The organism is Altererythrobacter chaiwopuensis (assembly GCF_054957755.1).
The window spans coordinates 333,635-348,341 of the sequence record NZ_JBTXJG010000001.1; the positions used below are offsets into that span (position 1 = coordinate 333,635).

Sequence of the window (14,707 nt, forward strand, 5' to 3'; positions counted from 1 at the left end):
ATTCCGCGTCGTTTAAATGCTGGCAGACGGTCGGTCAATTGACCGCGCCAAGCAGGTGATCAACCCTGGACGGGGGCGAGGTTGACCGCCGAGTGCTTCCCTCGCCGGTCGACTTCGAGATCGAACTCGTAACGTTCGCCCTCATTCAAACCCTGAAGCCCCGAACGTTCGACAGCACTGATGTGCACGAAAGTATCGGGCTGGCCATCGTCGCGCACCAGGAAACCGAAGCCCTTCATCGAATTGAAGAACTTCACGGTACCAGTGGCCCTTTCGCCGGTCAGCTCACGCTGCGGCGCCGCAGGGCGCTTTTCTACCGCGATCACATCGCCGACAACCTGCAGATCCTGGGCGGAAACCTTGCCGCCACGGTCCACCAGGTTGAATTCAAGCTCCTGGCCTTCGGCAAGACTCTCTAGCCCCGCACGCTCAACCGCGCTGATATGGACGAAGATATCTTCGCCGCCGCTGTCCTGCTGGATGAAGCCGAAGCCCTTCTGGCCATTGAAGAACTTGACCGTTCCCTTGCCAGTGCCGACGACCTGTGCAGGCATGCGATTGAAACCGCCGCCTCCGGCTCCGCCGCCTCCGCCAGGTCCGCGGCCACCGCCTCCGGGGCCGCGCCCGCCGCCACCGCCGAAGCGATCACCGCCACCGGGGCTGCGATCTTCACCAAATCCACGGCCACCACCACCGAATCGATCCTGCTGCCCAAAATTGTCGCGTGGGGGGAAATTATCGCCGCCACCGAAGGGATCGAAGCCGTCTTCGCCGAATCCGTCGCGCTTGTCCCGGCCCCGGCGGCGCCCTCTATCGTAACCCATAACTTAATTCGTACCTTGTCTCTCCGCCCGAACAAACTCACATCGATACCGTGGACGGAAGACGGTATCGTTGCTCGGCAGGCATCGCGACATAAATGCCGCAACCCCTACCTGAATGCATGTAACATAGCGCACAAAGCCCTGCGAGGCGAATAATTTAACATCGCCTCCCTTATTGCCGCAAAAATGTGACATTTTCGCATTCTGTTCGCTGCTGCAAATGCTTGCGCCGGAGCTTGCAATTGGGTGATGAGTCAGGCGAATCGCACCAACCCTGTGCGCAAATACGGAGACAATGCGATGAGCGAGTTTCGCGAACTTTCGCCAACCATGATGGTCAGCCCGCAAATCAGGCCGGCCGATATAGCAGCAGCGGCCCAGGCGGGCGTGACGCTGGTGATCAACAACCGGCCAGACGGGGAGGCGCCCTACGAGCCGCAAGGCCCGGAAATCGAAGCCGCCGCCCGTGCCGCTGGCATGGATTACATTGCCATCCCGATCGGCCATTCGGGCTTCAGCGAACCGCAAGTAGAGGCAATGGAGCAAGCGCTGGCCGGGGCCAACAAGGTGCTGGGCTATTGCCGCAGCGGGACACGATCGACGCTGCTGTGGTCATTGGCGCAGGCGCGAAGCGGCGTTGATCCCGATGAAATCGCCGCTGCAGCGCGAAACGCCGGTTATGACGTGTCGCCGGTCCGCCCGGTTATGGACATGTTCGCCGCGCAGGCCCGGGGCTAGCTACGGGCAGTCCCCAAGGCCTATTTGCGATAGTCGAGGGGAGGCGCACGATCTCCCAATAGTGAGCGATACTGGAAATCCGGGCCGCGCGACTGGTCGAACTCGGCCTTGGCTTCCGCACGCAATTCATCATTGGTGAACAGCTCGGCCGCCATCAGTGCCATCGCCTTGGCGGCGACCTGCGTTCCCTTGACACCAATCGAATGGCCGCTTGCCGCCACCGCCTGCCAGCTATGCGCGCTGGTGCCGGGCACCCATGTCGCAGTGCGCACGCCCACAGTCGGCGTGGCCCATGAAACATCCCCCACATCGGTTGAACCGTACCCCAGGCTCTTTTCGTATGGCTGGACTTCAGCCGCGCTTTCAAGCGGCTTGGCTGCATCTCCCAGCGATTGCTGGATCTCCGCCGCCCATGCGCGTTCTTCGTCCGTATAATCGACCCCGCCCACCTGGCGCAGCTTGGCGTCCATCACCCTCGCCAGCGTTTCGTTGACCAGCAACGGATTGTTGCCATGGATGATTTCCCAATCGACCTTGGTACCGGTGCCCAGCGCCGCGCCGCGTGCCGCGTCTTCCAGCCTTGCCCAGATTTCCTCGACACCCTCGGGATCGGGATGACGCACGTAATAGAATACTTCGGCGAAATCGGGCACGACATTGGGCGCATTGCCGCCTGCTGTGATCACGTAATGCATCCGTGCCTGCTGCGGCATGTGCTCGTGCATCATATTGGCCATCGTGTTCATCGCCTCGACCCCGTCAAGCGCCGAGCGGCCGCGCTCGGGCGCGCCTGCGGCATGGGCCGAAATACCGTGAAAACGGAATTTGGCCGAACGATTGGCCAGGCTGGTTTGCGCGGCGGCGCTGTTTTCATCATCGGCGTGCCAATGGATCGCAATATCGACATCGTCGAACAGCCCGGCCCGGGTCATGTAGACCTTGCCCGATCCGCCTTCTTCCGCGGGGGTGCCATACAGCCGGATGCGGCCCGGCGTGCCGGTAGCCTCGAGCCAGTTCTTGACCGCAATCGCAGCAGTCAGCGATCCCGCGCCAAACAGATTGTGGCCGCAGGCATGACCAGCCCCCTTTCCATCAACCGGATCGCGCGCTGCCGAGGCCGACTGGTTTATACCGGGCAGCGCATCCATTTCCGCCAGGATCGCAATCACCGGACCTCCCTTACCCCATTCCGCTACAAAGGCGGTCGGGATTTCGGCAATGCCTGCGCGGATGGTGAATCCTTCTGCGGCAAGCTCTTCCATCATCAAACCGCTTGAGCGCTGTTCAAGATAGCCAAGCTCGGCCCAATCCCACAGCTGCCGGGCAACCCGCTCGGTTCGCTCTTGTTGCGCTGCAACTTGCGCAACGGGATCTGCTTCCTGTGCGGCGAGCGGCGCAGCGGCCAATGCCGTGACGGCAAGCAGTCTGGAAATTGATTTCATCGGAATTCCCCTTCTACATCGCAGCTTGCCGCAAAGTTCGCGCCGTGCCAATTGGCAAGATGATGAATTTACCGCCTGAAATTCTCCAGTTCCTTGGCTCGCTGGTCGCCATCCTCGCGCTGGCCTGGATTGCCTATGCGCTGGGGCTTGGCGGCATGCCCAAGCTGACCGATGCGGATGCGGCGCACAAAGCTGCGGGCGAAGTGGCGGACGGTTTCCAGCCACGCGAGACTTGCGTCGATCGCGATGGCAAGGCCGCGATCCTGCGCGATACTGCTGGCCGGATCCTGCTGCTGAAGCCGCACGGAAACAAGTTTGCGGGGCGAATCCTGGGGCCGACGGCGCGCGCATGGCAGACAGATGGAATGCTGGTGGTTGACAGCGGCGAGCGCCGCTATGGCAAAGTTTCGTTGGACATCGCTGACCCTGGCGCTTGGGCTGACGCTGTAAATGCATTAGGATCGCGCGATCATGCCTGATTTCTCGCCTACCGATTATGCCGTGCCCGGATTTGTTGCGCTGGTGCTGATCGAGATGATCTGGGCTTGGCGCAGGCGCCCCGACGCCTATGAGCCGCGCGATACGCTTACCAGCCTGGCCTTTGGCCTCGGCAGCACGGTTGCCGGCCTGCTGACCGGCGGGGCATTCTTCGCGCTGTTCCTGGCCGTGTGGGAATTTCGCCTGGTCGATTTCGGCCCCGAATGGTGGAGCGTGTGGTGGGCCTGGCCACTGTGCTTCGTGCTCGACGATCTCAAGTACTACTGGGTCCACCGCGCCGGGCACCGCATTCGCTGGATGTGGGCGGCGCATGTAAACCACCATTCGAGCCAGCATTACAACCTTTCGACCGCGCTTCGGCAAAGCTGGACCGGCGCCTTGACCTTCGGCTTCGCCTTCGCCCTGCCGCTGGTGCTGATCGGTTTCCACCCCGTGATGATCGCCATTTGCGCGGGGTTCAACCTGATCTACCAGTTCTGGATCCATACCGAGGCGATCCGCCGGATGCCGCGCTGGTTCGAAGCGGTGATGAACACGCCCAGCCACCACCGCGTGCATCATGCCACCAACCCGCGCTATCTTGACCGCAATTATGCCGGCGTGTTCATCGTGTGGGACAAGATGTTCGGCACCTTCGAGCCCGAAGATGACCGGGAGCCGATCCGCTATGGCATCATCAGGCAATTGGGCAGTTTCAACCTGCTGTGGGCCGTGTTCCACGAATGGATCGGCATGGTGCAGGATATCTGGCGCGCGCCGTGGCAGCACAAATTGTCATATCTGCTGCGCGAACCGGGCTGGAGCCATGACGGCAGCCGCGACACATCCGACACAATCCGCGCGCGTTGGCTGGCGCGGCAGGAAGGCGCAGCGGCTATCCAAAATCCAGTGGCCGATCAAAACCCGATTGCGGGACAGGGCGAGCCTGCCTAACACTCTTTCCAAAGAGCGATTTCGAGCGCAGTGGAATCACTGCGCGACTTGGAAATCGCGGTAAAACAAACGATTAGAGCGGGCAGTCTGACGCAGTCAGAGCGAAATCCGCTCTAGAGGAGAGAGCATGGACACGTTCGATTATATCGTGATCGGTGGCGGCAGCGCGGGCAGCGCGGTTACCGGGCGGCTGGCCGAGGATGGCAGCAAGACGGTGTGCCTGCTTGAGGCAGGCGGGCGCAACAACAACATACTGGTCAAGACGCCAGGCTTCATGCCCTTCCTGCTCAAGAACGCCAATTACCGCTTTGAGACCGTGCCGCAGAAAGGGCTCAATGGCCGGATCGGCTACCAGCCGCGCGGCAAGGGATTGGGCGGTTCGAGCGCGATCAATGCCATGGTCTATATTCGCGGCGGCAAGTGGGATTATGACAATTGGGCCGCGATGGGTTGCAGCGGCTGGGCCTATGACGACGTGCTGCCCTATTTCAAACGCAGCGAAGGCAACATCAGGGGCGGCAGCGATTATCACGGCGCCGATGGCCCGCTGTCGGTTGCCGACCAGAAATGGCCCAATCCCACCAGCACCGCCTTTGTCGACAGCGCGGCGCAGCTGCAATTGCCGCGCAATGCGGATTTCAACGGCGAGAAGCAGGAAGGCTTCGGGCTTTACCAGGTGACGCAGAAGGGCGGTGAGCGCTGGTCAGCCGCGCGCGCCTATGTCGAGCCGCTGCGGGGCAAGCCCAATCTCGATATCCGCACCGGCACGCTGGTCGAAAAGCTGGTGATCGAGCAAGGCCGGGTCACCGGTGTCGCAATCAGGCGCGGCAGCAAACGCGAAGTGGTGAAGGCGCGGCATGGGGTTATCCTGTCTGCCGGCGCGTTCAACAGCCCACAGATCCTGATGCTCTCGGGCATCGGCCCGGCCGAGCATCTCAGACAGCACGGGATCGACGTCGCGCTCGATAAACCGGCGGTCGGTAGCGATCTGCAGGACCATATCGATTACGTCTCGGGCTGGGCGACTGAATCGACCGACCCGATCGGCAATTCGCTGGCGGGTACCTGGCGGATGATCAAGGCGATCATCGAGCATCGCCGCCACCGCACCGGGATCATGACCACCTGTTATGCCGAAAGCGGCGGCTTCTGGAAGGTGATGCCTGATGCCCCCGCACCCGATGTGCAGTGGCATTTCGTTCCCGCCGTGCTGGAAGATCATGGCCGCGAGAAAGTGAACGGGCATGGCTTCTCGCTCCATGCTTGCGTGCTGCGCCCCGAAAGCCGGGGCACGGTGCGCCTGAATACAGCCAGCGCCGCCGATGCGCCGCGGATCGATCCCAATTTCCTTGATGATGAGCGTGATATGGCGGTGATGCGCGCAGGCGTGCGGCTGTCGCACAGGATCGTCAGTGCCCCGCCACTGGCCGATTATCACCCGGTCGACCGGCATCCGATCAATATCGACAATGATGCCGAACTCGACGAGCTGATCCGGGGCCGCGCCGACACTGTCTATCACCCCGTCGGCACCTGCCGCATGGGCGCGGACGAGGGGAGCGTGGTCGACACGCAGCTCAAGGCGCGCGGGATCGAGGGGCTGTGGATTGCCGACGCATCGATCATGCCGAAGATCGTGAGCGGCAATACCAATGCGCCGAGCATCATGATCGGCGAGCGCTGCGCCGATTTCGTGAAAGACGCACCAGCATGATGCTCTGATCCCCGTTGCCCACCCTTCCGGGCGCGAAACCGGTGCCCACTTTCGCTGAAGGGTGCGCGGCATCATGATCGGCGAGCGCTGCGCCGATTTCGTGAAAGACGAAACGAGGTAGCGCTTATACATAAGAAAGGGGCGGACCTTTCGGCCCGCCCCCTTGCATTGTTCGCTCTAATGTCCGGTCAGAAGGTCTGGCGGGCAGTGATGCCGAAAGTCCGCGGCTGGCCAATGTTGTAGCCAAGTCGCGCCCGTCCGCCGCGTTCGCGATCGAACGAGAGCAAGGCGTTCTCGTCAAACAGATTGTTGACGTAAGCCGTCAATGACAGGCCCCTGTCAAACTCCAACCCGGCGCTGATATTGACCAGCTGATAATCGGGCAGCAGCAGATCGACAGTGGTCGATGCATCCGCCGGAGCGCCTCCAAACGGCAGGCCGTGCACGAAAGTGCGCGGGTTGTTTTCCTGGTCCGCAGGCTGTGTGAAACGAGAGCCGACGTGCTGGAACGAGGCGGCGACGAAGGCGATTGTGCCGCTTGCCAGATCCCATTCGTAGCTGCCGCTGGCGGTCAGCTGGAACTCGGGCACGGAAGGCAGGCGGTTGCCCTCGCGAATGCCAGTAGCCGTGGCCAGCGGTTCGGGCAGGGTGGTGTCGAATTCGGATTCGATCACACTACCTGACAGGTTGAAATTCAGGCCTTGCACTGGGTTTACCCCAAGCTCGAACTCCAGCCCGAGAGTATGGGCTTCCTCGACGTTGAAGACAATCCGTGACGAACAACTTCCGGCATCGAGTGTGACCTGCAGATTGCTGATATCATTATAGAAACCAGCCGCATTGAAGGTAAAGCCGCTCCCTTGCGTCTTGACCCCCACTTCGTAGTTCCACAGCTTCTCGTCGTCGTAATCCTGGAAGCCGCCAAACAGCGCCAGATCCTCTGCATTGCACAGAGGGGTGTTGAGCGGATCGTTAACCCCGCCAAGGCGGAAGCCGCGCGAAACCTGGGCATTCACCGTGACATTCGGATTCAGTTCGTAGCTGACCAGGAAACGCGGCGTGAAACCATCGGAAGAGGTTTCGTCCACCACCCCGCTGTCACCATTGGCGAACAGGCCGCCGGATGTAATCGTGCGGGTCTCTTCGAAATCGTAATAGCGCCCGCCAACGGTGACCGTGAGAGCATCGCTCACGGCCAGGCTAGTCTCGCCGAAGATCGCAAGCTGTTCGATATCGTAGGGTAGATCGGAATTGAACGGTGAATCGGCCGGGAAGCCGTTGGCCACCGCGGCTGAGGTTCCCGCGCCCAGCACCTGATCCGTAAAGGCATCATAACCCGGTGTTGGCAGGCGCTGGTTATAGTCGCGCTTGGTATCGGAATAGAACGCCCCGATCAGCCATTGCAGAGGCCCGCTGGTGTTCGACGCAAGCCGCGCTTCCTGGGTGAAGGTTTCCAGCTTGGTGGTGTCGATCAGGTTTGACGGCAGCAATACCGCTTCATCGGGAAAGCCAAGGTCAACCGAGACCGAACCGGTCAGCGCGCTGGCATCGCGGCTCACCACGATATTGCGATCGATGTAGCTCGATACCGAGGTCAGCGTGACGCCGCCGATATCGAAATTCATCGTCAGGTCCGCGATGATCGTTTCATCCTCGAACCCTTCGCGCAGGAGCAGATATTGCTCGCGCTCACCCAGCTGCACCGGAGGGCGGGTGGTGGTGAACGGGTTGGCGAACAGGCTGTAGAATTCCTGCCGGTTGAAGCCGTCCGCACTTACCTTTTGATAGACGATTCGCGGCGTAATCGAGATGCCGTCGCTTGGCTCCAGCGTCAGCGCGATACGCCCACCGTAACGCTCGCCATCATTGACGTCTTCCCCGCCTGCCGGGCCGAGTGCATCAACGAAGCCGGCATATTTGGTGTAGTATCCAACCGCACGAACCGCCGCCATATCGCTTAGCGGCACGTTCACCGCGCCCTTGAGATGCCCGCCTACGTCGCCACCATCGATCAGGTTGAGGTTGGCTTCAACCGCACCTTCCGTGACGCCCAGCTTGGGCTGGTTGGTGATGTAGCGGATGGTGCCGCCAACCGAACCGGAGCCGAACAGCGTGCCTTGCGGGCCGCGCAGGGTTTCCACCCGGTTGAGATCGAACAGATCGAGATCGGGCGTAAACAGCGAGAGCGAAATCACCGATTCGTCAAGATAGACGCCAACCTGTTCCTTCACCCCAGGCTGATCGCGCACGACCTGGCCGGCGGATACGCCGCGCACGGAAACCTGGCTCTGCCCCGGGCCGAGGTTCTGCACCGACAGACCAGCCACATTGCGCGACAGGTCTTCCAGTGTCACTGCGCCCGAACGCTGAATGTCCTCAGCCGTCTGCGCGTTGATCGAGAAAGGCACATCCTGAATTGTTGAATCGCGCTTGGTAGCCGTGACGATGATAACGTTGCCGGTTTCGGCCTCTTCGCTTCCGGCGTCCTGGGCCATTGCCGGACTTGCGACGAGGCCAGTGGCACAACCTGCGAGCAATATGGCACGAAGGGTAGTCAATTTCTGCATGGGGTCTCTCCACTAAAATCGGGCGTTGCATCCCGAAACGCGCGGAAATTGATTCGAATTGCGTGCCGACACAATAGCGCGCTTCATACCGACGCTATCTGGCCACAGCCATGTGATATTTCTGCCACTTAAGTGGCTGACAAAAAAAGGGGCCGGAGCGGCTGGCTCCGGCCCTTCCAAGTTGGTTTGTTCGCAGGAGGAACAAGGTGAGGCGGGGGAGGAGGGAGAGGTGAGAGAGAGGTTCCTCACCCCGCCAAACTGGTTGATCAATTATAGGCGCGCTCTCCGTGCTCGCCGATGTCGAGGCCGTCATGTTCGGTCTCTGGCGTAACCCGCAGGCCGATAACTGCCTTGACGATGATGGCGGCGATCGCCGAGCCGATTCCGGCCCACAGTATTGCCACGACCACGGCCTTGATCTGGATCCAGACCTGCGCGCTCATGACATATTCCGCTGCATCGCCCGGTCCGCCGAGAGCCGGGGAATAGACGATCCCCGTGCCGATGGCGCCAACGATCCCGGCGATGCCGTGGATGCCGAACACGTCGAGCGCATCATCATAACCCAGCTTCGGCTTGAGCTTGGCAACCGCGTAATAGGCGATTGCCGAAGCCACCAGGCCCAGCACAATCGCACCAAGCGGTCCGCTATTGCCGGCAGCCGGGGTCACCGCGACCAGGCCGGCAATGATGCCCGAGGCAAAGCCGAGCGCCGAAGCCTTGTGACCGGCCAGCTTTTCCATCAACATCCAGCCCAGCGCACCTGCGGCGGTGGCCACGAAGGTGTTGATCATGGCCAGCCCGGCAATGCCGTCAGCTTCAAGTTCGGAACCTGCGTTGAATCCGAACCAGCCCACCCACAGCAAACCGGCACCAACCAGCGTCAGCGTGAGGCTGTGCGGCGGCATGGGTTCAGTTGGGTAGCCCTTGCGCTTGCCGAGGAACATGGCGAGCACCAGCGCCGAGACACCGGCATTGATGTGCACCACGGTGCCGCCGGCAAAATCGAGCGCGCCCCATTCGAAGATCAGGCCACCGCCCGCCCACACCATATGCGCGATCGGGAAATAGACGATGGTGAGCCAGATGGCCGTGAACAGCATCGCGGCGGAGAACTTGATGCGCTCTACCGTGGCGCCCAGCACCAGCGCCGCGGTAATGGCGGCAAAGGTCATCTGGAAGCTGACGAAAACATACTCGCTGATCACTTCGTCAGAAAAGGTCGCAGCCGTGCTGTCAGGCGTGACACTCGAGAGGAAATAGCTGCCACCGCTGATGAAGGCGCCCAGCATTCCCTCGGGAGCGGCGGGCCCGAACGAGAGCGAATAGCCCCAGCCAACCCAGATCAGCATGGCCAGGCAGGCCGCCCCGCCGACCTGCGTCATGGTGCTGAGCATGTTCTTCTGCCGGGTCAGGCCGCCATAGAACAGCGCCAGCCCGGGCAGGATCATCAGCAGGACGAGGATGGTCGCGGTCATCATCCAGGCATTATTGCCGGGATTGGCGACAGCGGCGGCTGCTTCGACAGCCTCGGCCGGAACGGCTTCGGCCACCGTCTCTGCCACCGCCTCGGCGGCTTCCTGCGCGAAGGCAGCACTTGCGGCAAACATCGAAGCGCCAAGCGCCCCTGTGCCGGTAACGAATTTGCGGATCATTGGTGAACCCCTTGTCATTATAGCGCCGTGTCGCCGGTCTCGCCGGTGCGGATCCGGGTGGCGGAAGCGAGATCGAGGACGAAAATCTTGCCGTCACCGATGGCATCGGTGTTGGCGGCTTGCTGGATCGTCTCGACGACCTGCGCGGCAATCTCGTCGCTGGCTGCGATTTCCAGTTTCACCTTGGGCAGCATATTGGTGGAATATTCCGCCCCGCGGTAGATTTCGGTCTGGCCCTTCTGGCGGCCAAATCCCTTGACTTCGGACACGGTCATGCCCGCGATCCCGATATTGCCCAGCGCGTCGCGGACTTCATCGAGCTTGAATGGTTTGATTACGGCGATGATGAACTTCATCTCTGCCCCCTTCTGCGCACCGGGCCCATCCCGGCTCGAAGAGAACAGCAAAAGCCGTGCCATTTTATGCAAGCTGCTGATAAATTATGATTTACGGCGTAACGAGGCCTGCCTGTAAATAAGGCAAAAGCCGATATAATGCCTATTTATTAATCTCACGCCTAGATTTTAGGCATAGCGCAGCCGCGCCCAGACCGGCAGATGATCCGATGCCTGCGCCGCCAGCGCGCTGTGATGGACGCCGCTATCGATATAGTCCCAGTGGGGCGTCGCCACGATCCGGTCGAGCGGGGCAACCGGTCGCCGCGCGGGATAGCTTGGCCCTGGAGTGATCTGCTGCCAGCCCACGCCAAAGGCCTGCATGGCGCCGGTCAGGCGCCCCCACTGGTTGAAATCGCCCATGATAACCGTCGGCATCGCAAGCCTGGTCGCGCATTGTTTCAGCATGGCGTGGATCTGGTCCCTGCGCCTGAGGCCTGAAAGATCGAGATGCGCGCCAAGAATCCTGAGGCTCCGCCCTTCGACGACAAGTTCCCCCAGCGCGGCTCCGCGCGGTTCGAGTGTGGGCAGGTCAAGCGGTTCGGCCAGCGTGCAGTCGATCTCGCGCCGCACCAGCAGGGCATTGCCATGCCAGCCCAGGCTTCGCGGCCGCTCAGCGACTGCCAGTGGCCGCCAATGCGTGTCATCAAGCAGCGCGCGCGGAAGAACCGATGCGCGCTGGCCAAAGCGGCGGTCAGCCTCTTGCAAGGCAATGATATCGGCGTCCATCTCGCGCAGCACAGCGATGATCCGATCGGGGTCGCGATTCCCGTCAAGGCCCACTGCCTTGTGGATGTTGTAGCTGGCGAAAGTCAGCTCCACCTGGCGGCGCTCAGCCCGGTCCTGCTTGCGGCTCGCCAGCAATGTAGCGATCGGTGGGGCGCGCAGGCAAACCGTCGATGCTCCGGTCGCGCGAACCAGCCTTGGCAACCCATTTGTCCGGGTCCTGCTGCGCATGATATTTGACCAGCGTTGCACGCTCATGCTCCAGTTGCATAACCGGCACACCCCAGCCGCAGCTGGTCTGCACGCTCTCGACATCGATCACGAAGATCTGGCGCGTGCCGGGCAGCAGCGTGAAATGCGCCGCCAGATCGCCCCATTCATCGTCCTGCGGCAAGACCGCCCGCCCGCGGCCATAGATGCGCAGGATCAGCGCGGGCTGCTGGAAATTGCAGAACATGATCGTGATGCGGCCATCGGCGGCGAGGTGGGCATGGGTCTCGTTGCCCGAACCGCCAAGATCGAGCCAGGCAACCTGTGTCGGTGAGAGCACGCGGAAGGCATCATAGCCCTTGGGGCTCAGGTTGATGCGCGCGCCCTCGGCAGCCGTGGCGACGAAGAACACCGGCTGTTTGCCGATCATCTCGACATGCTTGTCGTTCAGGGCGTCAAAGAAGTCAGCCATCAGAGGAAATCCCGCAGGGTTGCCATGAAGCGGTCAAACTGGTCGTGGTGGAGCCAATGCCCCGCCTGCTCGAACTCGATCACTTCGGCATTGTTGAAATGCTTGATCCGCCCGTCCCTGGCCGGGTTCGAGGCCCAGCTGTCTGCGCCATAGAGCAGCAGTGTGGGGCAGGTGATTGCGCCCCAGACCTGGTGCAGGAACTCGTCGGCAATATCTTCCACACCCCAGACATTCAGATGCGGGTCAAACTTCCAGCTGAAGGTGCCATCCTCGTTGCGGTTGACGCCGTGGATGGTGAGATGCCGCGCCTGCTCTTCGGTGAGATAGCTGTTTTCCTCGATCATGCGCGCGAAGGCATCTTCGATCGACTTGTATTTGCGCGGCAATCGCCCCGATGCGGCGCGTTTGTTGCCGATCCATTCGGCGAAGCGCTCCGGATAGGGCGTAGAGCGCATTTCCGCCTGCCGCTGCGGGCTGGGGCCAAGCCCCTCGATCGCCACGATTTTCCTGACCATGTCGGGAAACACCCCGGCATAGCGCAGCGCGACATTACCGCCCATCGAATGGCTGACGATCGTTACCGGCCCAACGCCCAGCTGGTGGATCAACTGCGCCAGATCATAGACCATGTCATTGGCGCGGTAATTGCCGTCCGAGACCCAATCGCTGTCACCATGCCCGCGGTGATCCATCGCCACCACATGCCAATCCTGGCACAATTGTTCGGCGGCCCAATCCCAGCTGCGCGCATGGTCACGACCGCCATGTACCAGCACCAGCGGCGGTTTGCCGCGGTCCTTCTCAGTCTGGGCCCAATCGACATAGTTGAGCCGCAGGCGCTGGGAGATAAAGGTTTGAGAGTTTGGTCCGGCGAAAATCATGGCGCATCCATGCCGCGAAGCCACACGGCCTGCAAGCCTACCGTTCCTTGGTGGCGGAAAAGGTTAGCTCGGGGTTCTTCTCGGCCTGGTAACTCACATCCCACGGGCTCCTGGCCATGAACACCAGATCGCCATCGCGGTCGCGCGCCAGATTGGCGCGGTTGAAGTCCTCGAAGCTTTTCTGCGCCGCTTCTGTCCCCTTCAGCCACCGCGCCGTGGCGAATGGCGATGCTTCGAGCCCGGCCTCGACCTTGTATTCCGCCTCCAGCCGCGAAATCAGCACTTCGAGCTGAAGTTGGCCGACCACGCCCACAATCCATTGCGCTCCGATCTCCGGATAGAAGACCTGGATCACGCCCTCCTCGGAAAGATCGTCCAGCGCTTTCCTCAGCTGCTTGGTCTTGGTCGGATCTTTCAGCACCACACGGCGCAGGATCTCCGGCGCGAAATTGGGCAGGCCGGTGAAGCGGATCTGGTTCTTCTCGCTCAGAGTATCGCCCACCCGCAAGGTGCCGTGATTGGGAATGCCGATGATGTCGCCCGCCTCGGCGGTGTCGGCCAGCTCGCGGTCCTGCGCGAAAAACAGGATCGGTGAGTGGATCGCGATCGGTTTGCCCAGCCCCGAAGGGGTCAGTTTCATGCCGCGTTTGAAGGTGCCTGAAACCATGCGCATGAAGGCGATCCGGTCACGGTGGTTGGGGTCCATATTGGCCTGGACCTTGAAGATGAAGCCGGTCACCTCGTCACGGGTCGGCGGAACCTGCTCCTCGCCGGCCGGCTGCGGGCGCGGCGGCGGGGCATATTTCGCGATCGCATCGATCAGTTCCTCGACCCCGAAATTCTTCAGCGCCGAGCCGAAATAGACCGGGGTCAGGTCGCCATTGCGATAGGCCTCGAGGTCGAATTCGGGATAGCCGATCTGCGCCAGCTCGACATTCTCGGCGATTTCAGCAGGCAGGTCTGCATTGGTATCTCGTTTGCCGAGAAATTCCTTTGACCCTCCCTCGGGCCGCGCCACGCTGCCGCTGGCGAAGTCGAGAATGCCCTGGAACTGTCCGCCCATGCCGACGGGATACATCTGCGGCGAGACATCAAGCGCGAGCATATCCGCAATCTCGTCAAGCAGCTCGAACACCGGGCGGCCTTCACGGTCCACCTTGTTGATGAAGGTGATGATCGGCACACTGCGCAGCCGGCAGACTTCGAACAGCTTGCGCGTCTGCGGCTCGATACCCTTGGCCGCATCGATCACCATGATGGCGGAATCGACCGCGGTCAGCGTGCGGTAGGTGTCTTCGGAGAAATCCTCGTGCCCCGGCGTGTCGAGCAGGTTGAAGGTTACGCCATCGCGTTCGAAGGTCATCACGCTGGATGTGACCGAAATACCGCGCTGCTGCTCGATCTTCATCCAGTCCGATCGCGCGCGCCGGGCCTGCCCGCGTGCCTTCACCTCGCCCGCCAAGTGAATCGCGCCGCCTTGCAGCAGCAGCTTCTCGGTCAACGTGGTCTTGCCAGCGTCAGGATGCGAGATGATCGCGAAGGTGCGGCGGTTTGAAGTCATCAGTTTTGTGGTCTCTTCAATTCGTCATGCTGAACTTGTTTCAGCATCCATCGCGCATCTAAGGGCAGATGGCGCGAGAGGAGAAATGGAC

General features: G+C 61.5%; 13 protein-coding genes. 4 read left to right on the forward strand and 9 right to left on the reverse strand.

Annotated features, from left to right (window positions below; all coding sequences use genetic code 11):
- Positions 1-59 precede the first annotated feature (59 nt).
- Positions 60-824: a cold-shock protein gene (locus ACX2DJ_RS01735; protein WP_462570637.1), complete on the reverse strand. Its 765-nt coding sequence runs from the start codon at positions 822-824 to the stop codon at positions 60-62.
- Between the two features lie 249 nt (positions 825-1,073).
- On the opposite strand from ACX2DJ_RS01735, the gene ACX2DJ_RS01740 reads away from it, so the two are divergent.
- Positions 1,074-1,562, forward strand: coding sequence for a protein tyrosine phosphatase family protein (locus tag ACX2DJ_RS01740; protein WP_462570638.1), 489 nt, complete (start codon positions 1,074-1,076; stop codon positions 1,560-1,562).
- Positions 1,563-1,582: 20 nt separating this feature from the next.
- Here the strand turns inward: ACX2DJ_RS01740 and ACX2DJ_RS01745 are convergent, their stop codons facing one another.
- Positions 1,583-3,004, reverse strand: a complete 1,422-nt coding sequence (locus tag ACX2DJ_RS01745) for an amidohydrolase (protein WP_462570639.1) — start codon at positions 3,002-3,004, stop codon at positions 1,583-1,585.
- A gap of 59 nt (positions 3,005-3,063) precedes the next feature.
- Here ACX2DJ_RS01745 and ACX2DJ_RS01750 point away from each other — a divergent pair, with 59 nt between their 5' ends.
- The 3 genes from ACX2DJ_RS01750 to ACX2DJ_RS01760 all read left to right on the forward strand — a co-directional run bounded on the left by ACX2DJ_RS01750 (position 3,064) and on the right by ACX2DJ_RS01760 (position 6,149).
- The gene (locus tag ACX2DJ_RS01750) at positions 3,064-3,483 is read left to right on the forward strand and encodes a hypothetical protein (RefSeq protein ID WP_462570640.1); all 420 of its coding nucleotides are present in this window, start codon (positions 3,064-3,066) and stop codon (positions 3,481-3,483) included.
- Positions 3,476-4,435 carry a sterol desaturase family protein gene (locus ACX2DJ_RS01755; protein ID WP_462570641.1) on the forward strand — a complete coding sequence of 320 codons (960 nt, stop codon included), beginning with the start codon at positions 3,476-3,478 and terminating at the stop codon, positions 4,433-4,435. The genes ACX2DJ_RS01750 and ACX2DJ_RS01755 overlap by 8 nt, the downstream gene beginning before the upstream one ends.
- Before the next feature lie 127 nt (positions 4,436-4,562).
- Positions 4,563-6,149 carry a GMC family oxidoreductase gene (locus tag ACX2DJ_RS01760; RefSeq protein WP_462570642.1) on the forward strand — a complete coding sequence of 529 codons (1,587 nt, stop codon included), beginning with the start codon at positions 4,563-4,565 and terminating at the stop codon, positions 6,147-6,149.
- Between the two features lie 188 nt (positions 6,150-6,337).
- Here the strand turns inward: ACX2DJ_RS01760 and ACX2DJ_RS01765 are convergent, their stop codons facing one another.
- The 7 genes from ACX2DJ_RS01765 to ACX2DJ_RS01795 form a co-directional block, all read right to left on the reverse strand.
- The gene (locus ACX2DJ_RS01765; RefSeq protein ID WP_462570644.1) at positions 6,338-8,716 is read right to left on the reverse strand and encodes a TonB-dependent receptor; all 2,379 of its coding nucleotides are present in this window, start codon (positions 8,714-8,716) and stop codon (positions 6,338-6,340) included.
- A 266-nt stretch (positions 8,717-8,982) separates the two neighbouring features.
- On the reverse strand, positions 8,983-10,371 hold the full coding sequence (locus tag ACX2DJ_RS01770; RefSeq protein ID WP_462570645.1) for an ammonium transporter: 1,389 nt from the start codon (positions 10,369-10,371) through the stop codon (positions 8,983-8,985).
- 17 nt (positions 10,372-10,388) lie between these two features.
- Positions 10,389-10,727 carry a P-II family nitrogen regulator gene (locus tag ACX2DJ_RS01775; RefSeq protein ID WP_462570646.1) on the reverse strand — a complete coding sequence of 113 codons (339 nt, stop codon included), beginning with the start codon at positions 10,725-10,727 and terminating at the stop codon, positions 10,389-10,391.
- A 168-nt stretch (positions 10,728-10,895) separates the two neighbouring features.
- Positions 10,896-11,630, reverse strand: a complete 735-nt coding sequence (locus ACX2DJ_RS01780) for an endonuclease/exonuclease/phosphatase family protein (protein WP_462570648.1) — start codon at positions 11,628-11,630, stop codon at positions 10,896-10,898.
- Positions 11,599-12,174: a pyridoxamine 5'-phosphate oxidase family protein gene (locus ACX2DJ_RS01785; protein ID WP_462570650.1), complete on the reverse strand. Its 576-nt coding sequence runs from the start codon at positions 12,172-12,174 to the stop codon at positions 11,599-11,601. The genes ACX2DJ_RS01780 and ACX2DJ_RS01785 overlap by 32 nt, the downstream gene beginning before the upstream one ends.
- On the reverse strand, positions 12,174-13,055 hold the full coding sequence (locus ACX2DJ_RS01790) for an alpha/beta fold hydrolase (protein ID WP_462570652.1): 882 nt from the start codon (positions 13,053-13,055) through the stop codon (positions 12,174-12,176). Before ACX2DJ_RS01790 ends, ACX2DJ_RS01785 begins: the two co-directional genes overlap by 1 nt.
- A gap of 37 nt (positions 13,056-13,092) precedes the next feature.
- A complete protein-coding gene (locus ACX2DJ_RS01795; protein ID WP_462570654.1) occupies positions 13,093-14,616 on the reverse strand; it encodes a peptide chain release factor 3 in 1,524 nt (507 codons plus the stop codon).
- Positions 14,617-14,707: the final 91 nt, after the last annotated feature.

Bases quoted from the DNA above. Each gene is read 5' to 3' on its own strand.
- ACX2DJ_RS01735 (WP_462570637.1), bottom strand. From the start codon at position 824: ATGGGTTACGATAGAGGGCGCCGCCGGGGCCGGGACAAGCGCGACGGA.
- ACX2DJ_RS01740 (WP_462570638.1), top strand. From the start codon at position 1,074: ATGAGTCAGGCGAATCGCACCAACCCTGTGCGCAAATACGGAGACAAT.
- ACX2DJ_RS01745 (WP_462570639.1), bottom strand. From the start codon at position 3,004: ATGAAATCAATTTCCAGACTGCTTGCCGTCACGGCATTGGCCGCTGCG.
- ACX2DJ_RS01750 (WP_462570640.1), top strand. From the start codon at position 3,064: ATGATGAATTTACCGCCTGAAATTCTCCAGTTCCTTGGCTCGCTGGTC.
- ACX2DJ_RS01755 (WP_462570641.1), top strand. From the start codon at position 3,476: ATGCCTGATTTCTCGCCTACCGATTATGCCGTGCCCGGATTTGTTGCG.
- ACX2DJ_RS01760 (WP_462570642.1), top strand. From the start codon at position 4,563: ATGGACACGTTCGATTATATCGTGATCGGTGGCGGCAGCGCGGGCAGC.
- ACX2DJ_RS01765 (WP_462570644.1), bottom strand. From the start codon at position 8,716: ATGCAGAAATTGACTACCCTTCGTGCCATATTGCTCGCAGGTTGTGCC.
- ACX2DJ_RS01770 (WP_462570645.1), bottom strand. From the start codon at position 10,371: ATGATCCGCAAATTCGTTACCGGCACAGGGGCGCTTGGCGCTTCGATG.
- ACX2DJ_RS01775 (WP_462570646.1), bottom strand. From the start codon at position 10,727: ATGAAGTTCATCATCGCCGTAATCAAACCATTCAAGCTCGATGAAGTC.
- ACX2DJ_RS01785 (WP_462570650.1), bottom strand. From the start codon at position 12,174: ATGGCTGACTTCTTTGACGCCCTGAACGACAAGCATGTCGAGATGATC.
- ACX2DJ_RS01790 (WP_462570652.1), bottom strand. From the start codon at position 13,055: ATGATTTTCGCCGGACCAAACTCTCAAACCTTTATCTCCCAGCGCCTG.
- ACX2DJ_RS01795 (WP_462570654.1), bottom strand. From the start codon at position 14,616: ATGACTTCAAACCGCCGCACCTTCGCGATCATCTCGCATCCTGACGCT.